The sequence below is a fragment of the Paenibacillus doosanensis genome, assembly GCF_025060755.1.
Taxonomy (GTDB): domain Bacteria; phylum Bacillota; class Bacilli; order Paenibacillales; family NBRC-103111; genus Paenibacillus_S; species Paenibacillus_S doosanensis.
Genome location: NZ_JANYUY010000072.1, coordinates 1 through 22,449, shown reverse-complemented (window position 1 = coordinate 22,449; position 22,449 = coordinate 1). Strand labels below are relative to the sequence as shown.

The 22,449-nt window shown below is 52.2% G+C and carries 14 protein-coding genes; 1 reads left to right on the top strand and 13 read right to left on the bottom strand.

Annotated features, from left to right (window positions below):
• Positions 1 to 78: 78 nt before the first annotated feature.
• The 13 genes from N0M98_RS30670 to htpG form a co-directional block, all read right to left on the bottom strand.
• Positions 79 to 1,731 carry a nucleoside recognition domain-containing protein gene (locus tag N0M98_RS30670; RefSeq protein WP_259620162.1) on the bottom strand — a complete coding sequence of 551 codons (1,653 nt, stop codon included), beginning with the start codon at positions 1,729 to 1,731 and terminating at the stop codon, positions 79 to 81.
• Positions 1,725 to 2,852: an NAD(P)/FAD-dependent oxidoreductase gene (locus N0M98_RS30665; protein WP_259620161.1), complete on the bottom strand. Its 1,128-nt coding sequence runs from the start codon at positions 2,850 to 2,852 to the stop codon at positions 1,725 to 1,727. Before N0M98_RS30665 ends, N0M98_RS30670 begins: the two co-directional genes overlap by 7 nt.
• A gap of 149 nt (positions 2,853 to 3,001) precedes the next feature.
• Positions 3,002 to 3,493 carry an AAA family ATPase gene (locus N0M98_RS30660; protein WP_375295572.1) on the bottom strand — a complete coding sequence of 164 codons (492 nt, stop codon included), beginning with the start codon at positions 3,491 to 3,493 and terminating at the stop codon, positions 3,002 to 3,004.
• Positions 3,494 to 3,604: 111 nt separating this feature from the next.
• Complete coding sequence (locus N0M98_RS30655) at positions 3,605 to 3,937, bottom strand: DUF3024 domain-containing protein (protein ID WP_259620160.1); 333 nt, start codon at positions 3,935 to 3,937, stop codon at positions 3,605 to 3,607.
• Positions 3,938 to 3,969: 32 nt separating this feature from the next.
• Complete coding sequence (gene rpsN / locus N0M98_RS30650; protein WP_259620159.1) at positions 3,970 to 4,239, bottom strand: 30S ribosomal protein S14; 270 nt, start codon at positions 4,237 to 4,239, stop codon at positions 3,970 to 3,972.
• A gap of 277 nt (positions 4,240 to 4,516) precedes the next feature.
• Positions 4,517 to 5,500 carry an ABC transporter substrate-binding protein gene (locus N0M98_RS30645; RefSeq protein ID WP_249861141.1) on the bottom strand — a complete coding sequence of 328 codons (984 nt, stop codon included), beginning with the start codon at positions 5,498 to 5,500 and terminating at the stop codon, positions 4,517 to 4,519.
• Between the two features lie 374 nt (positions 5,501 to 5,874).
• A complete protein-coding gene (locus N0M98_RS30640; RefSeq protein ID WP_259620158.1) occupies positions 5,875 to 11,910 on the bottom strand; it encodes an InlB B-repeat-containing protein in 6,036 nt (2,011 codons plus the stop codon).
• Between the two features lie 1,241 nt (positions 11,911 to 13,151).
• Positions 13,152 to 14,228 carry an acyltransferase family protein gene (locus N0M98_RS30635; RefSeq protein ID WP_259620157.1) on the bottom strand — a complete coding sequence of 359 codons (1,077 nt, stop codon included), beginning with the start codon at positions 14,226 to 14,228 and terminating at the stop codon, positions 13,152 to 13,154.
• Positions 14,221 to 15,981, bottom strand: a complete 1,761-nt coding sequence (locus tag N0M98_RS30630) for a class I adenylate-forming enzyme family protein (RefSeq protein WP_259620156.1) — start codon at positions 15,979 to 15,981, stop codon at positions 14,221 to 14,223. The genes N0M98_RS30635 and N0M98_RS30630 overlap by 8 nt, the downstream gene beginning before the upstream one ends.
• 196 nt (positions 15,982 to 16,177) lie before the next feature.
• Positions 16,178 to 16,552 carry a hypothetical protein gene (locus N0M98_RS30625; protein WP_259620155.1) on the bottom strand — a complete coding sequence of 125 codons (375 nt, stop codon included), beginning with the start codon at positions 16,550 to 16,552 and terminating at the stop codon, positions 16,178 to 16,180.
• Between the two features lie 38 nt (positions 16,553 to 16,590).
• Positions 16,591 to 18,180, bottom strand: coding sequence for a sensor histidine kinase (locus N0M98_RS30620; protein ID WP_259620154.1), 1,590 nt, complete (start codon positions 18,178 to 18,180; stop codon positions 16,591 to 16,593).
• Positions 18,173 to 18,865 carry a response regulator transcription factor gene (locus tag N0M98_RS30615; protein ID WP_249861135.1) on the bottom strand — a complete coding sequence of 231 codons (693 nt, stop codon included), beginning with the start codon at positions 18,863 to 18,865 and terminating at the stop codon, positions 18,173 to 18,175. The genes N0M98_RS30620 and N0M98_RS30615 overlap by 8 nt, the downstream gene beginning before the upstream one ends.
• A 211-nt stretch (positions 18,866 to 19,076) precedes the next feature.
• Entirely contained in the window at positions 19,077 to 20,957 is a 1,881-nt protein-coding gene (gene htpG, locus N0M98_RS30610) for a molecular chaperone HtpG (protein WP_249866416.1), read from the bottom strand.
• 746 nt (positions 20,958 to 21,703) lie between these two features.
• On the opposite strand from htpG, the gene N0M98_RS30605 reads away from it, so the two are divergent.
• Positions 21,704 to 22,348 carry a hypothetical protein gene (locus N0M98_RS30605; protein WP_259620153.1) on the top strand — a complete coding sequence of 215 codons (645 nt, stop codon included), beginning with the start codon at positions 21,704 to 21,706 and terminating at the stop codon, positions 22,346 to 22,348.
• Positions 22,349 to 22,449 lie beyond the last annotated feature (101 nt).

Sequence of the window (22,449 nt, the reverse complement as noted above, 5' to 3'; positions counted from 1 at the left end):
TGGTATCATTTCCTTTGCTTCTATTGTTATGAGCGTGACGATGAACCGTCGTTCCCCAGGCCGGATGGCGGGATCGCGTTACCTGCCCACCGCCAACAGGATGATTCCTGTGGAAACGAGAGACGTCAGCGCTTGTTTGCCGGCCAATGAGGCGGCAAATGACCAGCCGAATTCCTTGCCCACGGTCCGCAGCGTCACCAGGCAGGCGGTCAGCGTCGAAGCCAGGTACACCAGGACGAAAACCTGCCCCGCGTCCAGCGACTGCAGCAATCCCCCTTCGCCGTAATTCAAAACGAGCAATCCGTCCTTACGTAACATGGAAAAGATGACGCCGCTTGCCGCCTCCGCCGGTAAATGAAACCATTGCAGCACGGGTCCTGCGGCTTTCGACAGCCATTCCAGCAGTCCAGTCAGCTGCAGGATGGCGGCGATCAAGCAAATGGCGATAAAGATCGGCATAGCCTGAAACATAAACTGCTTAATCACGGTGCGCACCCGCCAGCTTACGGCGCGTATTCCCGGCCTTTGCAGAAAGGTCCGGGTCTCGTACGCCGGAGTAGCCAGCCAGCCCGATGCGCGATGCCATAACCGCGTATGCAGCGCCCCGACCAAACCGACGACGGCTACATACGGCACAAACAGCCATGGATGGCCGGCCGATCCGAACACCGATAAGGAAGCACCGATCTGGTAGCTGCAGGCGGAACCGAACGCAATCAGCGATACGCAGGATTTGCGGGTGCAGGCGCTGCAGGCGCGGCTTTGGAATACCGCCACGACGTTGCAGCCGAAGCCGGACAAGACGGGAATCAGATCGCGGCCGCTTAGCCCAATCCGGCGCATCCAGCCGTCCAGCGAGTCGGTGATCCGATCCTTGATCCCGCTCTCCTCTGCCAGCGCTACGCTGACGCCAAGCAGCAGCACGACGGGGAACGCCCACAGGAAGGAGTACAAGCCGAGCGTGACGATGCCGTAATCGCCGACGAAGAAGGGCCGCAGCAGCGGAGGAACGCCTTCAAGCCAGGACCGGATCGGATCGATAATGCTCCGATCCGCTATCGGCTGCAGCCATGCCGACAGCACATAGGCCAGCAGCACCGGTGCGGCGAAGAGCAAGAGCGTCATCGCCAGCGACAAGGGCCGTCCCCACACGGGATGCTCGAACCAGGTGGATTGAGGGCGCAGAGCGGGAAAGTCCGCCTTCAGCAATGCCTTCGCCTTAGGGCGAATCGGCTTGGCCAGCGCCAGCGACATGAGCAGCTCCGTTCTGCCCGCCTCCGTCAGCCGGCGCGCATCCGCCATGCGGACGGGAATGCCCAGCCAATCGCTGTAATACCGCGCTACCTCCGTCAGATCGGCGGGCATTTTATCCGCAAACGTCAGGACGAGCACCGCCCGTTTGCCCTCCGCCTTCACGGCCTCCAGCAGCAGCGGCAGCTCCACTGCGGCATGCGTAGCGCGCACGACAAGAACGACGATATCCGCATCGGTGACGGCCCCGAGGGCCTCCTGCGTCGTCCTGCTGTCATCCTGGACCCGAAGGCCGGGAAGATCGGCAAGATCCAGCTCGGCGGTCAGATGCCCTCGGCGCGACCGGATCGTCGAACCGCGAAAGTTCGCCTCCTCCCCCGTGTCCTCCCCGGTAAGCCCGCGAAACAACGCCGATTTGCCGGAGGATTCGAACCCGATCAGCACCGCCGTATGCGGATGCTCCCGCGCTTTAGTCAGCATGTGCAATCCTCCCCGCAGCAGCTCAGATCGGTCAGCATCATGCCCTGCTTGCGGTATTCCTCCAATGGTTGCGTGTCCAGCCCGAGCCGCTGCCCGATCGCTTCCGCCACCACGCCGAAGCGCTGCCGGAATTTGTAGATGAAGCAAAACAGCAGGCTGCCGTGCGTAACGCTCGGTCCGGATACGAATAATCCCGGCGTCTTCGTCGATTCGTCGTATTCGTTCAATATCGTCACATCGTCTTCATCTTGTTCGAACAGATGCCGAATCATCTCCAGGCTCCCTTTGAACCCTGTAGCCAATATCGGCTGATGACTCGTCTTCACGAACCGGCTGGCGCCGGAAGCGTCCTCGCAGTAAATCAGGTATCCCCCGCCATCGGCCGGCTCAATCCAATGCACTTCATAGCCGGACATGAGCTCGATTGTCCCGTCCCCGGTCTCCTTTAAGCGGTCCTTCGTGTACGGCGATAGCTCGACGCTCGGGTCGCTGCTGCCTTTTTCCGTCCAACGGCCGCTCCGGTCGATCAGCGTCACCTTTTTGCCCAGCCGGCTCAAATGAATCGCCGCGTCGGCGCCGCTTTCGTAGCCGCCGATGACGACGATGTCCTCGCCTTCCACCTCCCGCCATTGGCCGATCAAGCTGTTATGGAGAGCGTATTCCGCTCCGGGAAATCCGTCCAGCCGCGGATACTGAAACTCCCCGGCCGCCCAGATCACGAATCGACTGCGCATCGATCCATGCGATGTTTGCAGCTCAAATCCGCCTTCCGGCAGCGGCTGAACCGAGGTGACATCCACGCCGGCGTGTATCGGCAGCTTTTTATACTCCGCCACGGCCTGCAAATAGTGCGCATAATCTTCGCCGGAAGGATGTTCCGTGCCGAGCGTATACGCAGGGGACGTTTTCAGGGCGATCGCGTTAAGATCCATCATCCCGTAGGCATTGCTCGTAAAGGACGGTGTAATCATGCGCATTTCCTGCGGCCACATAAGGAAGGAAGCGCCGACCTCCCCCCTCTCGACTATGCCGAAGCGTTCGACGCCCAGCTCTTGCAGCGCGCATCCCATCCCGATCCCCGCGGCGCCTCCCCCCACAATCAGACAATCATAGGATTTCAATAATGATCCCTTCTTTCCAACGACACCCGCTGCTTTCGTCATCCGTGCATCCATCCTTTATTATGGTAATCAACATAACCGGCGTCCGCTTATAACGTAATTATTACGCTTTATTCTCAGTATCCTCCGTACCCTTATGGGATCTTAGTTTATCGGCAAAATCGATTCATTGCTCCTTGCGGCGATTGCGGTTTAACCCTCGCGAACGATTTTGGGGTGGTCTCGCGCGTTCTGGCGATGGCGTCGAATTCATCCAGGAACAGTACGCACGGCGATCCTTTGGCGTAATCGAATATTTTTCGTATATTGCTGCCGGTTTCCCCCAAATGACTATGAATAATCGCGTCCAGCCGGACCAGAATCAAAGGAAGCTCCAGCCTCGTCGCGATATAGAACGCGCTCAGCGTTTTCCCGGTGCCGGGCGGGCCGAACAAAATCATCTTGTTGGGAATCGGCACGTCGTATTGCTCGAATGTATCCTTCATGCCAAAAATCGTAATAAATTCTTCGATGATTTGCCGATGGGCCGGCGGCAGGACGATCCGTTTTACTTTTTTCGCACAATCTTTGGTCTCGTAAAAAGTACCCATGTCGATCCCCTTGGATCGGGGGAGACGGCTGTTAGTGTTCTTTTTGCTCATGAATGCAAGCTCCTTCGAGTAAATTCCGCAATACGAAAGCCCGACGTTATCGTCGGGCCCTCACTCCAATCCTCACAGCGGCATGAAACGGCCTTCCCCCGTTCGATGCGGCTACGAAATCCAGAAAATCCCCTCCCGATCGAGCTCAACCTGTTCCAGCTGCCGCTCGAAATCGGAATGAGGCGCAATCGATGCTGCGATTTGCCAAGCGTTATCCCCGTCTTTGGCATATACATGCCACATGCTTTGCTCCAGACGAAATTGCACGATAGCCGCGCCCAGCCACTTTCGGCCGTGATCATCCGGGCGTTCCTCCCGCAAGGTCAACCGATTTTCATCCCATTGGTATGTCAAGCGGACAGAAGATCGGACATCTCGGGGCACCTTCAATGCAATATATCCGTCCAAAATGTTTTCGAGCCTTCGAATCGTAAAACGATCCATCCCAACTTCACCTCAAGAACACGTACATCCTTTTACCAGCTTGCCTTTTTGACTCCCGGGATCTGACCTTTATAAGCCAATTCACGAAATACGATACGCGAAACTTTGAACTTGCGAAGATAACCGTGCGGTCTTCCCGTTACCTCGCAGCGGTGATGAAGTCTTGTCGGCGAGGCGTCTCTGGGCAGCTTGCTCAGGCCCGCATAATCTTTATTATCCTTAAGCTGCTTCCTGAGCTCCGCATAGCGGGCAACGGTGGCTTGCCTCTTCTGTTCTTTGATGACTTTCGATTTTTTAGCCATGACTATCAACCTTCTCTATTCGTAATTTTTACAATTATTATACCAAGACGTTGCCCTAGTTGCAATCATGAAATTGGGCGCTATCCGATGAAGCCCCGTTCAGTCCCTGGCCTCGTCCCGATTTAAGCGAGAAAACTGCCTATCGCGAAGTCTTTTCCAAGACGTCCGGGCAGGCGTATTTAGCGAAAATTGAAACCTTCCTATACGGCAAAAAACACCCGCCTCTTGAGAAAAACGGGTGCCCCTTCGAACTCCCGGCTGCCGCGCGGGAAAAAGGCTATTTCTTCTTGTTCTCTTCGCTCCGCTTCGTCAGCATATCGACAACCAGGTCGATCTGCGCCATCACCGCAATCGGATCGTACCGGTAGAACGTGTTGAAGTCGTTGTAAAATATCGTATTGTTTTTGTAAGCTTTGAGCCCCTTCCATACGGAAGAGTCCTGCAGTTGCTTCAGCGCCTCGCCTTTATTCTCCGGATCGTAAGAAGTCAGGAACATGTAGTCCGCGGCGTAATCCGGCAGCACTTCCATCGAAAGCTGCACCGTCTGTTCCGCGCTGCCGCTTGTCTTCGAAGGCATTTTCAGCTTCAGCGCATTGTACACGGCTTGCCCGCCGCGTCCGGCATTATCTCCGAAAATCCACAGATCGCCTTTATTCGTCAGCTCGTACAATCCGAAGGTCGCGTTCTCGTCGATTACGCCCTTCAGCTTCTCGCGGCCTTGAGCGGCCTTTTGGTTGAAATCGGCCATAAACTTCTCCGCTTTTTCTTTCTCGCCTGCAATATCTCCGAACAGCTTCACGGTCTCTTCGATGTTTTTGGCCGTTCCGAACGGCAGGTATAAGGTCGGGGCGATCTTGGACAACGCCTCGTAATTGGTATCGTACATCACGACGATCAAATCCGGGGCCAGCTCCAGCGTTTTTTCCGGATTGACCTGTGTGCCGACATCGGCAGCCCCCTTCAGCTTGTCCTTCAGAAACGGATTATCGAACGTCGTCGGCTCCACTCCGACCACATTGGCTCCTACCGCAAGCAGCTCGCCGCCGTAATAGTCCGTCACGATCCGTTTGGGCTTGACGGGAATTTGCACCTTGCCCTTGACCGTATCGAAGCTGCGGGTAGCCGCTTCCTTGTCCGGGACGGGCGTCGCCTCCGATCCTGCGGACGGCCCCGCGCTGCTGCCGCCTCCGCATGCGGATAGGAACATCAGCACAACAACCAGCAAGGCCGCAGCGAACCGGCGTGCAGTTAATTTCAACATGTTATCTCTCCTCTGCATACAGTGAATACTTATGTATTATATGATAATGATTTTCATTATCGCAACTGTAAAAGAGAAAATAGCATGTTGTCCTGCTTTTAAGTGGCCGCCTGACGCGCGGCGCAAACGAAGACGAAGCCTGCGGGAACAGGCTGTAGAATCGCTAACGTTCGCCTCGGCCCGTGGACTCGGCCGTTTCACGGGTTTATCCATTCCACAATATACGAGCCCTCCTCCACCAGACAGGCAAAACTCCTTGTCGGAGCCGCAGGCCGCATACAATCGGCGTGCTTTCTTTAAGAAAAAAGAGCTGCCGCAGCAAATGCGGCAACTCTCCATTATTTATTCCGTTCAAGCAATCATTCTCTTTGCGATCAGATCAGACCGGATTTTTGCAGCAGCCGTTGTACGATCGCCGCAACCTCGGCCCGCGAAATCGATGCCTGAGGCTCCAGACGATGATCGCCTCGGCCTGTAACCAGACCTGCCTGCAAGCAATCGCTAATTGCTTTCGCCGCCCAGCCGGATACCGTATCCGCGTCCTCGAACGTGTTCAGCGCTGCCGCACCGGAACCAAGCTTCTGCTTCAGCTCCGTGATCGTCATCGCTTTGGACATGATCGTCATCGCTTGTTCCCGTGTGATGCTGTCCGTCGGACGGAAGGTCCCGTCCTCAAAGCCGCCGATCAATTGGTATGCATACGCCGTTTGGATCGCTCCCGCGTACCAATCGGAGTTATGCACATCTGTAAACGGCGCCGCCCCCGCTTCCGGCTTCAAGCCCAGAGCTCGAACCAAAATCGCGGCGAATTCCGCCCGCGTAATCTCTTGATCCGGATTGAAGCGGTCATCGCTCACTCCGTTAATGACCATCCGCGAGCCCATATCGTTCACCGAATCCTTCGCCCAATGCTGGGCGACGTCCTTGAACTCCAGCGGATGCCAGACTACCGAGTAAGTGCTGTTCGTCAAGCTGTTGATTTTGGCGACATATCGTCCGTCTTCAACAACGATGCGTGTCGGCACGTGACGTACCGTTCCATCCGGGTCGACGACGACCGCGGTCGTAATTTTCTTCGGATCGACGCCGTCCGGAATGACGATCGTTCTTTCCACGTAAGCGTTGAATTTGGACACCTCAATCGTCTTATCTCCGTATGTGCCTTTGACCGTAAACTGTACCGCCGGAGCCACGATCGTGAACTCGCCTTTGGCCGCGGCATTCTCTACGACCTGCGCCATCGACGCTTCCGGCTTGGCGATCTCGATTTGAATCCGAATCGCTTCGAGCGGTACGCTCTTGCCGATCTGTTCGGAAATCGCATCAATATTGATTTGCTGCGCAGGCAAGGTGTATGTGGCGCTGTCCGTCTTCAGTTCGACAACGGCTTGGCTGCTCTCCATGTTCTTCACCATTTGCCCGTTCAATTCTCCGACGACCACATCCGACTTCGCCGTCATCGGAATCGTGATAACCGCATGCTGCCCTTCGGCCGCAAGCTTCTCTTCCAGCTTCTTCGGATCAACGGCGATTGTCGTCACGGACTGATTGTTTACCGTTGCCGTCGTTGCCGTTCCGGCGTTCTCCGCCTTACCGTTAACAAGCACGTCGACTCCCGTTGATGCTCCCGATGTGTTCGATCCCGTCGAAGGAGCAGATGTACCGCCCCCGCCTCCTTTGGAAGGAATAAAAGGAGTCACCGCGTTGGACGGTTCCGAAGCGGTGCCCGCTCCCACGCCGTTTACCGCCTTCACCGTAAACGTATAGGCGATGCCATTGGTCAAGCCGGTGACGGTAATCGGGCTTGCGGTCCCGCTGACCGTTATGTTGCCCGGAGAGGCTGCGACCTCGTAGCCCGTAATCGGGCTGCCTCCGTCATCATCCGAAGGAGTGAACGTAATGACGGCCTGTCCTTTGCCCGCAACCGCAGTGACCGATGTCGGAGCCGACGGTACCGATTTCGGCGTTGCGCTCACTTCATTGGATACCGGACTCTCACCTCCCGGATTGGTTGCCTTCACGACAAAGTAATACGTTGTGCCATTGGTTAGCCCAGTCACCTCGTAGCTGTACACCGAACCGCTCACAGTCGCCGCTTCTTTGCCATACTTGCCCGAAGCGGTGCCGGAGTAAACCGTGTAGCCTACCGCTCCCGCTACCGGCTTCCAGTTCAGGCGGACTTGCTTATTCCCCGGTTGAGCTGCAACGATCTCCGGAGCTCCTGGAGACAGCACCTGCGGTGTTGCCGTGATCTCGTTGGACGGCGCACTGTCTCCGCCTTCATTGATAGCTTTCACTACATAGTAATACGGTGTTCCGTTTTTCAATCCTGACGACGTATAGCTGTACACTGCGCCGCTCACCGTCGTTAACGGATTTGCGTAGCTTCCCGCGGCTGTGCTCTGATAAATTTTGTAGCCCGATGCGCCCGGCACTTGAGTCCAAGTCACCGTAACCTGCGCGTCCCCGGCTGCCGCCGACTGGATGACAGGTACGCCCGGCACATTCATGATCCATTTGGCCGAGAGCGTCAAGTTGCTTGTAATTGCCTGCTCCGTAAAATGGAACGGCTCATTAGAGTTGCTGTCCGTATACCATCCGGCAAACATATAGCCCGCTTTCGTCGGAGCTGTCGCCGGCTCGCTTGCATGACCGTTGTAGTTGACCTGCTGTGCGGGTACTTCCGTACCGCCTGCCGTGTTAAAGCTTACGGTATAACTGTTGATGGTCCATTTTGCATAGACCGTGGTATTGCCTTTAATCGCTGTGTTGGCAAAATCAAATGCCGTTCCATACGCATCGTCCGTATACCAGCCGCTAAACGCGTAGCCTTCCTTCGTTGGAGCTGTCACCGGCTCGCTTGCATGGCCGTTGTAGTTGACCTGCTGTGCGGGTACTTCCGTACCGCCTCCGGTGTTAAAGCTGACTGCATAGTTGTTGATCGTCCACTTTGCATAAACTGTAGTGTTACCCTTGATCGCTGTGTTGGCAAAATCAAATGCCGTTCCATACGCATCGTCCGTATACCAGCCGCCGAACGTGTAGCCTTCCTTCGTCGGTGCAGTCACCGGCTCGCTTGCATGGCCGTTGTAATTGACCTGCTGTGCCGTTACTTTCGTACCGCCATCTGTGTTAAAGCTTACTGTATAGCCGTTGATGGTCCATTTTGCATAAACCGTGGTGTTGTTTTTAATGGCTGTGTTAGTGAAATCAAACGCCGTTCCATACGCATCGTCCGTATACCAGCCGCTAAACGCGTAGCCTTCCTTCGTTGGAGCTGTCACCGGCTCGCTTGCATGGCCGTTGTAGTTGACCTGCTGTGCCGTTACCTCGGAACCGCCACCCGTGTTAAAGCTTACGGTATAGCCATTGATATCCCATTTTGCATAGACCGTGGTAGTTCCCGTAATCGCCGTATTGGCGAAATCAAATGCCGTTCCATACGCATCATCCGTATACCAGCCGCCGAACGTGTAGCCTTCTTTTGTAGGAGCTGTCGCCGGCTCGGTCACATGGCCATTGTAGTTGATCTGCTGTGCGGTTACCTCGGAACCACCGGCCGTATTGAAGCTTACCGTATACTGGTTGATGCTCCATTTTGCATAGACCGTGGTATTGCCTTTAATCGCCATGTTGGCGAAATCAAATGCCGTTCCATACGCAGCGTCCGTATACCAGCCGCCGAACGTGTACCCTTCTTTTGTAGGAGCTGTCGCCGGCTGAGTCGCATGGCCGTTGTAGTTGACCTGCTGTGCGGGTACTTCCGTACCGCCATCTGTGTTAAAGCTTACTGTATAGCCGTTGATGATCCATTTTGCATAGACCGTGGTACTGCCTTTAATCGCTGTGTTGGCAAAATCAAACGCCGTTCCATACGCATCGTCCGTGTACCAACCGCCGAAGGTGTAGCCTTCCTTCGTTGGGGCTGTCACCGGCTCCGTTACATGGCCGTTGTAATTGACCTGCTGTGCGGGTACTTCCGTACCGCCATCTGTGTTAAAGCTTACGGTATACTGATTGATGTTCCATTTTGCATAAACCGTGGTAGTTCCCGTAATCGCCGTGTTAGCAAAATCAAACGCCGTTCCATACGCATCATCCGTATACCAGCCGCCGAACGTGTAGCCTTCTTTTGTAGGAGCTGTCGCCGGCTGAGTCGCATGGCCGTTGTAGTTGACCTGCTGTGCGGGTACTTCCGTACCGCCATCTGTGTTAAAGCTTACTGTATAGCCGTTGATGATCCATTTTGCATAGACCGTGGTACTGCCTTTAATCGCTGTGTTGGCAAAATCAAACGCCGTTCCATACGCATCGTCCGTGTACCAACCGCCGAAGGTGTACCCTTCTTTTGTAGGAGCTGTCGCCGGCTGAGTCGCATGGCCGTTGTAGTTGACCTGCTGTGCGGGTACTTCCGTACCGCCATCTGTGTTAAAGCTTACTGTATAGCCGTTGATGATCCATTTTGCATAGACCGTGGTACTGCCTTTAATCGCTGTGTTGGCAAAATCAAACGCCGTTCCATACGCATCGTCCGTGTACCAACCGCCGAAGGTGTACCCTTCTTTTGTAGGAGCTGTCGCCGGCTGAGTCGCATGGCCGTTGTAGTTGACCTGCTGTGCGGGTACTTCCGTACCGCCATCTGTGTTAAAGCTTACTGTATAGCCGTTGATGATCCATTTTGCATAAACTGTAGTGTTACCCTTGATCGCCGTATTGGCAAAATCAAACGCCGTTCCATACGCATCGTCCGTATACCAGCCTCCGAACGTGTAGCCTTCCTTCGTCGGTGCAGTCACCGGCTGAGTCGCATGGCCGTTGTAGTTGACCTGCTGTGCGGGTACTTCCGTACCGCCATCTGTGTTAAAGCTTACTGTATAGCCGTTGATGATCCATTTTGCATAAACTGTAGTGTTACCCTTGATCGCCGTATTGGCAAAATCAAACGCCGTTCCATACGCATCGTCCGTATACCAGCCTCCGAACGTGTAGCCTTCCTTCGTCGGTGCAGTCACCGGCTGAGTCGCATGGCCGTTGTAGTTGACCTGCTGTGCGGGTACTTCCGTACCGCCATCTGTGTTAAAGCTTACTGTATAGCCGTTGATGATCCATTTTGCATAAACTGTAGTGTTACCCTTGATCGCCGTATTGGTGAAATCAAACGCCGTTCCATATGCATCGTCCGTATACCAGCCTCCGAACGCGTAGCCTTCCTTCGTCGGAGCTGCCACCGGCTCGCTTGCATGGCCGTTGTAGTTAACCTGTTGTGCCGTTACCTCGGAACCGCCGGCAGTGTTGAAGCTTACGGTATAACTGTTGATGGTCCATTTTGCATAGACCGTGGTACTGCCTTTAATCGCTGTGTTGGCAAAATCAAATGCCGTTCCATACGCATCGTCCGTATACCAGCCGCCGAACGTGTAGCCTTCCTTCGTTGGAGCTGCTACCGGCTCGGTCGCATGGCCGTTGTAATTGACCTGCTGTGCCGTTACCTCGGAACCGCCGCCCGTATTGAAGCTTACTGTATAGCTGATCGGCGTATAGCGCGCTGTATAAGTAATATCGCCATTCACAGTAGTGGCTGCTACATCGGAGCCGCTCAACAATGTAGCTCCTTCATCACTGCTCCACCCTGCGAAACTATACCCATCGGCTGGTGTTACGGCAGGCACTCCTGCGGGATGTTCCCCTTGAGCCACCGATTCGCTCGTACTGCTAATTGTGCCGTGATCTCCGGCTGCATAGGTAACGGCATACATCGTCACCGAAGCGCCGGTCGTAAATGTCTGATCAGTTCCCTGCCGGGTTCCTGAACTATTGGTTGCAATGACCCGATAATGATAGGTCGTCTCCGACATCAATCCTTGTAACGTGACCGCGACCGGAGTCCCTCCTGCTCCGGCAGCTACAGTACCGCCTGTTGTTGCAGCCGCAGTGCTGCCATAGCTCATGGTTGTTCCATAATCGAAGCTGACGGTTGTCTCCGCTCCTTGATCGTCTACCTTCCCGTTCAAGACGGCGCTCGTGGAAGCAATTGCGCTTGCAGGCTCGGTCACTGCCGTCGGCCATTGATTAAAGACTACGCTTACCGGCGAGCCCAAGTATAAACTATCGTCCGAATCTTTAAGCGAATATGTCACTTCTTCGAACGTCGAGTCGGTTACGTGAAAATCGATCTGACCGCTGCTATCGGTCGTTCCCGATTCAGGCGTAATAACCGAGTCCCCGCCATAAGCTTCCAATCTGAATTGCTTCCCGGCAACCGGTTTTCCGTCGAATCCCGTTACCTTCGCGTGTATGGTAGAACTACTCGTCCCGATTGCATCAATCGTATTGGAATCTGCCGTAAGCTGGTAAGCTTCCAAATTCAATGTAAGTGTTTGAGCATCGGACGTATTATTAGTAAACGTCAAATAGTAATCTTTTCCTGCCTCGAAGACGTAATCGAGGATGCTTAAATCTATGTCTATTATTCCATCGCCACCATTACCTGACATACCAAATTCGTCATCATCAAAAGCGTAATCTAGCTCTCCCTTGCCCCCTTCTTCATCCACAACCACTCCATAAATACGAATGAGATCGCTCAACTGAGGTGTGAATTTGTAATATTTCTTTGTATTGGGATCAAGCGAAATCGTAGTTAACGCCTTTGTAATGGGAATAGCATCTTCCATAGAATTCCCGCTGGCAGGCGGAGTATAATCCAAAAAATTATAAGTTACTTTTCCTTCCCCGGCAGTAAAAGCGGTGGCTACTATTTTCAAATGAGCTGTTGTAATATTTTTGGTACCATTCGAGCCGATCTTTATTGTTTCATTCGATCCATCATATCCGCTGTATTCAATTGCCATTCCTTTATATTCTTTAGAATAGCCCGTGCCATCGCTACCAGTACTAGAACTATCAGGAATTTGTTCCTCCAGACTCTTATCGTGATATCCAAGATTTTTCCCTTGGTCGTCATGCGCCACGATCAGCCGGTACTTTTCCACATCCTCAGTAGCATCGGAATCTACTACTACGTCCATATCAAGAATACGGATATCAATATCATTAGTCCCGACCATATTAATTTCCAAATCTTTCACGCCGATCGGTACCTCGGTAAGCGTTTTTGATTCTAAAACTTTAAGATCTTTAACCTCAAATGATCCTTCTTTACTTCCGCTATAATCAATCTCGGCCATAACAGTAGAAGTAAAATGAAATGACAGCAGCCCCAGAATCCCAAGAAAAAGCAATAAAAACTTATGTAGCCTCACTGAGTATCCTCCCAAGTTCAAAATCAAACACAAACATTTTCCAAGATCATAGAGCTGTCAAAAACTGCGAAAGGGTCTAATTTACTTGATATGACCATGAAATATCCTATATCCCAATAAAAAACGATTGGCTGGAGCCGCCCTCCACTTGGAATGATTTTCATGGTAAATATCTCCCAATTCCCCCTCAATACCCGACTCTTAATGTAGTACTTTAGTCATATATTCCACAATTCGACGAAAAATCCTTTTCTTCGTTTTTTTATTTTTCAAGACATAGTCGAATACACAAAAACACAAAAAAACGCTGCAGAATTTGTTCATTCTGCAGCGTTTTTTACTTATTTCCCGCCTCTATCGCAAGCACTTGTTACACCCTTCTCGACAACTCACGACACCGCATCTTTGCGCATTCCCGAAGCCGGCTTTTTTTCATACAGCAGAAGCAATGACGTAATCGCGGCACATTCAACCAACGTCAGCATCATCATGCTGAAATCCTCAAAAACGTCCATACCTCCTGGCTCCCAGTGAAGCAGAAGACCGTTAATCCTCATTAGCAAAATATGACCGAAAAAGACAACCAGACTGAACAGATTCATCGGCCGATGATATATTCGTACCGCTTCGCCCTTCATCCTAAGCACTCCGCAGAAAAGCAGGAGAGTGTTCGGCAGAAGGCTGAAGGACAGTTTGTATTCGTCACTCCAACCGGCAGACAGCAGCAGCCATACGGTTTCCAGTGCCGTTGCGAGCAATGCCGCGACCCATAACGGACGAAGGCTGCGCCGAGTCCATGCTTCTTCATGCTTCGCAATCAGCACGCCGAGCAGCACGAAAGGTAAGCCGAAGCCGATATAGCGGGTAGCCAGCTGGCTCAGCAGCTCGCCGTAAGCGGGGCTAAGCCATGAGAACGGCTCCCCAGTACCGGCCCATATCGTTCTGAGCGATCCCGACACCGCCTGAACCGCCGCGAATCCGGCCAAAGCCGCCGCAAGCGCCGAACGCAGAGCGTTCCGCTCGTAACACCAATAGGAGACGATCACTCCGAACAACAGCGGCGGGATGAACCATAGCTGGACGGACGGGCCGTTGATCACCAGCATCACCGCTATGATCTTGCACTGCAAAAGCAGGTTGACGGGCGAGAGCCCGCCGCTGATCAGCGCGGGAACGACGAACTCGGCGAGGAACAGCAGACAGAAGGCCCCATACAGCAAGCCGATGCGAGCCGCATATTTGCGGACGTAAGCGCGTGAATCGGCTGCGCGGGTCCACCCCTTATACGCCAAAAAGCCCGCTATTGCATAAAAGCACGGAACGACCACACGAAGATGAAGCAAGACGAACTGCAGCTGCTGGTTCGGCACGCGAGCGAAATATTTAAGCAGCATGGCGTGGGCGAGCAGCACGATGATAGACCCGGCGAGCTTGTATACCGTAATGCCCGGATAATAGTTACGCATGTTTCTTCATGCCTCCGATATGCTCTAACGCCAGCAGCTTGATCTCGGCGATGGACACTTTGCCCGTGGAAGACAACGGAAAGCTCGGCAGAAAGACGTAATAGCGGGGCAGCTTGAACGCCGATAACTGCAGCGCGAGATGATCCCTTAAGTCGTCGGGGCTGGGACGCGCGCTTTGCTTGGCGACGATGCAGGCGCACACCTGCTCCCCGTAGAGCTCGTCCGGTATGCCGAGCACAAGCGCATCCTCTACATCACGATGCTGCAGCAGCGCATGCTCGATTTCGACGGGGGATATTTTCTCCCCGCCCCGCGAGATCAGCCGGTGCAGCCGGCCGGTAATGGTGAGCTGCCGGCGTTCGTCCAGGAAGCCGAGATCGCCCGATTTATACCATCCGTCCGGCGTATAACACGCTCGGTCCTTATTCTCCCGAACATAGCGCATCACGCGGTGGCTTCGAATGGCAATCTCTCCCTGCTCGTTCACAGCCATAGGCTCGCCGGTTTCCGGATGAACGATCTTCACTTCGACTCCACGATCCACCTTGCCCGCCAGGCTGAACGCATTGGCCGCAAATTCCCTATAAGGGATAAGCCCGCTCAAAAATCGGGTGCGCTGCAAAAGCTTAAACAGCATCAACGTAAGCAGGTTGTTCCTGCCGTCCATAAAGCAGGCCCCGTTCGCAACCGCCCCCGCTTCGGAGGAGCCGTAGCTGACCATGAAGAACAGCAAATTCATCTCCCGCGTCACCTTTTGCAATACGGATGCAGTTACGGCTGCCGAGGTAAACACGACGCCCAGCAGCGAATCCAGCCGATAATTGCCGCGTTCGGGCGAAGCCAGCATCTGTTGGATCATGAACGGCGTTCCCATGACAATGCGGCATTTTTCTTGCGATAGCACCGACAGCGCCTGAATAGGATGGAAATGGCTTAGCATAAGGATCGGCAAATTACAGGTTTTCAGATTGGCAAAAATAGCGACGATCCCGCCCAAATGGTAGAGAGGCAGCAGATTCAACATTGGAAAATACCGGGCCAGCCGGTCGGTCGCGGACTGCACCCATGAAGAGCCGTGCCTCCCGCCGCTTTTTTCGCCGGGTACTACCAGAAAGGATGCGGTGGAACGAAGCACTCCTTTGGGTGTGCCCAGCGTGCCGGAAGTGTACAGCAAAATGAACGGGTCTTGAGCGCTAATCTCCATGCATGCCGGCAGGAAGGCTTCACGGTCGTCCCGATCCGCAGCCAAAGCATATAATTCGGCAAAAGGCGGGAAGAAAGACTGCTCGCCGTCTTCCAGGACAAATACATGCTTCGGCAGCCACGAGCTGTCTTCCCCGCTTCTGCGGCAATCGAGAATCACTTCGCGCATCATCTCAGGATAATGTTGGCGATGTCCTTCTTTCCCGAGGATCATGGCGGCCGGCCCGGAATCCTTCAACAGAGTCTGCAGCTCCTCCTTCTTGGAGTAGGCGTTCAGCGGCACGGACACCGCTCCGATACAAGCGGCCGCATACATCGCAAGAATGAGCTCCATTCTTCCCTGCATCAGCAGAGCGACCCGGTCGCCCTTCTTAATACCCAGTTGCAAAAAGCCTTTGGCCAGCATCCGGACTTCATCCCACAAGCGGGACCAGCAATACCGCTGCCCGAGCTCCGGATAATGATAGGCGATTTCACTTGGATAGGCGGCAGCCCGGCTGCTGAGCATATAAGGAATGGTGTCCATGTTTCCGTAAGGGACCCGTTTCATCGTCGTACTTTCCTCCTCGTTCTTAGAGCCGAATCATTTGTAAAATATAACCATGTATACTATATCATCATTTTCGTTCTTAATAAAGAACATTTTTTCGAGAAAAAACCGGCCCTTCTCCAACATGATGTGGAGAAAGACCGGCATAACCTGCGGTCTGCCCGCTTTTTTCACTGCCACTCCGGCACCCGATACTTTACTGCCGTTTGGCTACAGGGATGATTTCCTCCTTATCGTTCCAATGAATACGGACGTTAAAGCCCGTTTCGTCGTCGTAAGGCTGATCGAGCGTCGATGTTCCCGTTACTCGCAGGTGGGCTGCCGCGGCGGCGTGTTCACCCTTGCCGTTGAAATTTTTGCTGTTTTCAAAAGCATAACGAACCCCCTTGACCGGCTGCTGGTCTTCCCCTATATACTTTATAACGAATGACTTTTCATTGGAAAACGGCCGAACGGTAGCATCGACGCTCCAGAAGGCGCTTTTGCCGGTAAACTCGATCGGCTTGGAGCAGCCTGCCAGACTGATTCCCGCCAGCAGCAGCAGGCACAGCGGAATCCACGCTTTGTTCATCTGCCGAAGGCCTCCTTTCGCTTCATCATATATTACGGTTAGATTCCCGCCGAAGCCAGCTTCAGCTTGACGTAGAAATGCAGCTGTCCGCTGTCCTGCTCCGCCCAGATCGATCCGTCATGCGATTCCACGATGCTTTTGGCAATGGCTAGTCCGAGACCCGAGCCTCCGGTGTTCGACGTGCGGGAAGTATCTACGCGGTAGAATCGCTCGAACAGCTGCTGCAGCTCGTTGTCGGCAAGCATATCCGACCGGTTGCTGACGCGGATCGTCACATAGCGGTGATCTCTGGCGACGGTAACGGTAACCGTTCCCGGCTTGAGGCTGTATTTGAGCGCGTTGGCGAGCAAGTTCTCGAATACGCGAATCATTTTGTCCACGTCAATCTGCACGTACAGCTTCTCCTTCGGAATATGACGGCTGATTGTAAGCTGCTGCTCTTCCGCCAGCGTGACGAATTCCTCCAGCAGCTGATCGAGCACATCGTTGATCGGAACGCCTTTCTTGTACAGCGGCACATCGCGGTTCGACAGCTTCGTATATTCGAACAAGTCGTCGATCAGCAGCTTCAGCTTCTCGGATTTATTGTAGGCGATGCCGATATAGCCTTCCGCCTGCTCCGGCGTCTCGTAGCCTTTATCGTGCAGCAGCCGCAAATAGCCCATAATCAGCGTCAGCGGCGTGCGCAAATCGTGAGAGACGTTGGTGATCAGCTCGTTTTTCAGCCGCTCGTTGCGCCGTTCCTCCTCGATTCTCCGCTGCAAATCCTCGACCATCAGATTCATGTCCCGCGCCAGGGAACCGAACTCGTCGTCGCTGCGTTCAATGACGCGGTAGTCCAGATTGCCGGTTGCGATGATACGCAGCCCCCCGGCCAGCTCCTCGACATAGCGCATCTTCCGCTGCGTGAGGAAGTAGAATAAGAAGATGAACAAAGCGATGGCGCCGAGAATCGGCATTGGGCTGTCGCCCTTCATGTAAGTAATATGCGGTTCGGGAATGCCCGATACGAGCAGATACGACTTTTGCCCGTTGTAGTTGACCGGATAAAAGCTGCTGAATTCTTTGCGGTCGTACTCGCGATCCGTACGCGCATTCATCGCATTGCTGATCACGTTGTGAATGTCGACGTTCGTTTCCGCGGCATTGCTGCTGCGGAAGATGACCTTCCCTTCGAGGTCAGTCACCAGAACCTTATACTTCTGATCGCCGACCATCCATTTGACGCGATCCTCAAATTCCTTCTGCCTATGCAGCGCGGCGGGGATCGGATTCGCCTCCTCTGCGAAAGCTTCATCCTCATCCGGCGGCTGACTGTTCAATCCCCGCGCCATATTGCGCGCCTCGCTGTCGATCTGCTCAATCCCGTACTGGTAATCGATCACGGCCCTGCTGCGCATTTCGCCGAACAGATTATAGCTGATGCCGTAAAGCATGGAAGAAGCCGCTAAACAAATACAAAACGTTAAAATAAGCTGCAGCCGGATGCTCCGGCTTACATGATTCATGACGATGCAGTACAGCCTGCGGATCAGGACGATCATCTTGCGTACCAGATTGAACGGAAACCATGTAAAAGGAAACCGGTTCAGCCTGGAGGACGGATCAAGCTCGTAGGATCTAATCAACTTTGTAGCCAACCCCCCATACGGTTTTTATAAATTTCGGCTTGCGCGGGTTCTGCTCGATTTTCTCGCGGATTTTGCGGATATGGACCATTACGGTGTTGTCCGAGTCGAAATACGCCTCTTTCCAGACGGCTTCGTAAATTTTCTCGATATTCCATACCATCCCCCGGTTGCGGGCGAGCAGCTCGAGGATAGCGAACTCCCGCGGCGTCAGCTTGATGTCCCGGCCCTGCAGCTTCACTTCGTGGGTCAACGTGTTAATCGTCAGATCGTCGACTTCGATCTCATGATCTTTGCGCTGCTGCGGCACATTCAGCCGCGTGTAACGGCGAAGCTGGGATTTGATGCGGGCGATCAGCTCCAGCGGATTGAACGGCTTGCTTAAGTAATCGTCCGCTCCGGCGGATAGTCCCCAAATTTTGTCCATATCTTGGCTTTTGGCGGAGAGCATAATGATCGGCATATTGCGCTGCTCCCGAATTTTGAGGCAAGCTTCGATTCCGTCCATCTTCGGCATCATAATGTCGAGCACGATCAGATCGACCTCTTCCTTGCGCAGCACCTCCAGCGCTTGCAGCCCGTCCGCCGCCCGAAGCAGCTTGTAGCCTTCGTTCTTCAAGTAAATCTCCAACAAATCGATGATATCCTGCTCGTCATCGACGAGAAGTATCGTAGATTGCGCCATTTTGCGGCTACCTCCTGTTCAAACTCAATCTGCCTGGAACCTCATGCTTATGTAGTAACCGTAACAAGCCGGATGCGGAATTACAATTACCAATATAGCAAGCGAATCTTAACAGAAAGGCAGGGCAAATCTTAACAGTTTCTTAAGAACAAGCAAAAACCCGACCTGGCCGTAATCAGCCAACGTCGGGTTGAAGTGAAATCTTGTTTTATTATACCATAATTTTGCAAATATCGTTCGTAAAGTCGACCGGATCTTGAAGCGGCAAGCCTTCGATCAGCAGCGCCTGATTGTACAGCAGGCCGGTGTACAGCTTCAGCTTATCTTTATCCTGTGCGAAAGCGTCCTTGAGCGATTGGAACACTTCGTGATTGACGTTGATTTCGAGAATTTTGTCCGCTTTCACGTCTTGACCGTTCGGCATAGCTTTCAAGATTTTTTCCATCTCGATCGTCAGCTCGCCTTCGGTGGACAGGCAAACCGGGTGGGATTTCAGCCGTTTGGACGCTCTCACCTTGGTTACTTTGCCGCTCAGCGTCTCGTTCATGAAATCGAACAGCTCCTTGTTGCCGCTCTCTTCCGCATCCGCCGCCTTTTCGGCTTCATCCGGCTCGATGCCGAGGTCGCCGCTCGATACCGATTTGAATTCCTTGTCTTTGTACGACATGATCATCTTGATCGCGAACTCGTCGATATCGTCGGTGAAGTACAAAATTTCGTAGCCTTTGTCCGCCACCAGCTCCGCTTGCGGCAGCTTCTCAATCCGTTCGATCGACTCGCCCGCGGCATAGTAAATGTACTTCTGGTCCTCGGGCATTCTCGATACGTATTCGTCCAGCGTCACCAGCTTCTTCTCCTTTGAGGAGTGGAACAGCAGCAGATCCTGCAGCAGCTCTTTGTTGGCGCCGTAATCGCTGTACACGCCGTATTTCAATTGGCGGCCGAACGCTTTATAGAAGGTCTCGTATTTTTCTCTTTCATCCTTCAGCAGGCTTTGCAGTTGGCCCTTGATTTTGTTCTTGATGTTCTTGGCGATCAAAGTCAGCTGACGGTCATGCTGCAGCAGCTCCCGGGAAATGTTCAAGGAGAGATCCTCGGAATCGACCATCCCTTTGACGAAGCTGAAATAATCCGGAAGCAGATCGGCGCATTTGTTCATGATCAGCACGCCGTTGGAATACAGCTCCAATCCCTTCTCGTATTCCTTCGTATAATAATCGAAAGGCGTGTTCTCCGGAATAAACAAAATCGCGTTGTAGACGACAGCGCCGTCTGCGCTAATGTGGATATGCTTCAGCGGCTTATCGAAGCCGTACCGCTTCTCCGCGTAGAACTTCTCATAATCTTCGTTTGTCAGCTCGTTTTTATTTCTCCGCCAGATCGGCACCATGCTGTTGACCGTCTGCTCTTCGACGAAATCCTCGAATTCGTTCTCGCTGCCTTCTTTCGGACGGTGACTCGTGATGTCCATCTTGATCGGATAACGGATAAAATCCGAATACTTCTTAATGATCGACTTCAAACGGTATTCTTCCAAAAATTCGTCGTAATTGTCGTCCTCGGTGTTTTCCTTAATTTTCAAGGTAATTTCCGTACCTACGGATTGCTTGTCGCAAGGCTCGATCGTGTACCCGTCGGCGCCCGTCGATTTCCATTGGAACGCTTCGTCGCTGCCGTACGCTCTGCTGCGTACCGTGACGTCGTCAGCCACCATAAAGGCGGAATAGAAGCCGACGCCGAACTGGCCGATAATGTTATGGCCGTCCTTGGCCTCGTTCTCTTGCTTGAATGCCAGCGAACCGCTCTTGGCGATCACCCCGAGGTTGTTCTCCAATTCCTCCGGCGTCATGCCGATCCCGGTATCGGTAATCGTCAAGATCCGGTTGGCTTTATCCGCGGTAACTTTGACATAGTAATCCTCTTTGTTGAATACCAGCTTATCGTCGGTCAACGCTTTGTAATACAGCTTGTCGATCGCATCGCTTGCGTTGGAAATGAGCTCGCGAAGAAAAATTTCTCTCTGCGTATAAATGGAGTTAATCATCATTTCCAGCAATCGCTTGGATTCGGCTTTGAACTGTTTCTTCTCCATGGACAAAGTCTCCTTTTTCATATAGTAACATGATGGCTTCGTTCAAGGAAAAATCCTTTTGCGCCGCTTACTCACATCTTCTATATTAGCACTCAAACGAGAAGAGTGCTAACCCTTTCTTTTTATATAACATATCCCAATTTTGGATGTCAATATTTTATCGGAAAAAGGACCTAAAGCATCTTTCTGTATTGATATTGCTGAGGGATACGAAAGAAAATGGAATGGAAGTCTGCAACAGACTTTATTCGACTACAAGCAAAGAAACTGTATCTGGAAAAATTGAAAGATGGTTTGATTAACCACTTGCCACGCTACGTTCCATCCAATAAGGTTGCAACGTTTTTTTAAAATGTTTATTTACATTTCAACGTGTTAAATGGTATTTAAAACAGAGGAGAGCTGTCTTCGGCTAAATGTAGCCATGAGCGGCGCTTTCCTTTCCGTGGAACATTGATCGAAAAACGGCTCTATTCACATCCTTTGTGAAAGGGCCGTTTTTCGTTCTTCTTGGGATTGCTCGAAATTATTTCCAGGTTACTGATAATAGAGGGAAACTTCTCCGCAAAATATTAGTCTTGTCCGGATCTAAATAGTCAGTTTCACTTTTGTGTGCATGCCTACAAGTAAAACTAACAAAAAATAATATTTACATATTTTTGATTATATATTAACATTAATAAATATTACCGTAAAATGGTATTTGAGGAATATTATCTTATAATTTTAGTAGAAAATTTGTTGATTTGATGTTTAATTTCCTGACAAAATGTAAGACGCTAGTTGCTACTATGTTGGTGGTTTCAGTAGTTGGTTCAACTGCCGTTTCAGCCGAAGTTCCTAAAAAAGAGGAACAACCTATTAATTCGCAACAATTTAACAAAGTTACAGATGTCATACTTCAAGGAAAAAAGATAGGAACTAGAAATACAACGGTACAATATGATAGAACAGTTTCTTCAGGGGAAGTAACAGTTATTTTACATACCGATACAAAATACAGTTTTGAGCCAGCTGTATCGCAAGAGGTAAAAGATTTATATCAGGATACTAGCAAAGACGACATCATCAAAGAAACCACAGATAAAAAGTATTTTTTAAATGGAAAGCAAGTAACCAATGCTGATGCACCTTTAATTAGAAATTCTGCTCCTGCGATGCCACTCGCTTCTCAGGATACTGGTGGCATACCTAAGGTTTGTCATTACTATGGGGATTATCAGACGTATACCTATGCCTGTTATCAAGGCATGCAAACGGATGGTTCACCGACAGGTTCGAATATAACTAAAACTAATATTCCATTCTCTAAAAGTGTGGTGAAAAAGTCCCTGTTATTACAAAATGAAGCCGTCAAAGTTACCAAAAAAAACGGAACCCTGAGCATGTAGTGGAGCAAAGATACTGGGGACAGCCTGTTATCTTGGCGAGGACGGTGCAGGAAAGTGCACCAGCCCGTGGCCTTCTGGCTTTGAATCGGCACAGTCGCTTT

What these genes read in the sequence shown, in the direction of transcription:
- N0M98_RS30670 (WP_259620162.1), bottom strand. Translation starts at nt 1,731, where the DNA reads ATGCTGACTAAAGCGCGGGAGCATCCGCATACGGCGGTGCTGATCGGG.
- N0M98_RS30660 (WP_375295572.1), bottom strand. Translation starts at nt 3,493, where the DNA reads ATGAGCAAAAAGAACACTAACAGCCGTCTCCCCCGATCCAAGGGGATC.
- N0M98_RS30655 (WP_259620160.1), bottom strand. Translation starts at nt 3,937, where the DNA reads ATGGATCGTTTTACGATTCGAAGGCTCGAAAACATTTTGGACGGATAT.
- rpsN (WP_259620159.1), bottom strand. Translation starts at nt 4,239, where the DNA reads ATGGCTAAAAAATCGAAAGTCATCAAAGAACAGAAGAGGCAAGCCACC.
- N0M98_RS30645 (WP_249861141.1), bottom strand. Translation starts at nt 5,500, where the DNA reads ATGTTGAAATTAACTGCACGCCGGTTCGCTGCGGCCTTGCTGGTTGTT.
- N0M98_RS30635 (WP_259620157.1), bottom strand. Translation starts at nt 14,228, where the DNA reads ATGCGTAACTATTATCCGGGCATTACGGTATACAAGCTCGCCGGGTCT.
- N0M98_RS30630 (WP_259620156.1), bottom strand. Translation starts at nt 15,981, where the DNA reads ATGAAACGGGTCCCTTACGGAAACATGGACACCATTCCTTATATGCTC.
- N0M98_RS30625 (WP_259620155.1), bottom strand. Translation starts at nt 16,552, where the DNA reads ATGAACAAAGCGTGGATTCCGCTGTGCCTGCTGCTGCTGGCGGGAATC.
- N0M98_RS30615 (WP_249861135.1), bottom strand. Translation starts at nt 18,865, where the DNA reads ATGGCGCAATCTACGATACTTCTCGTCGATGACGAGCAGGATATCATC.
- htpG (WP_249866416.1), bottom strand. Translation starts at nt 20,957, where the DNA reads ATGGAGAAGAAACAGTTCAAAGCCGAATCCAAGCGATTGCTGGAAATG.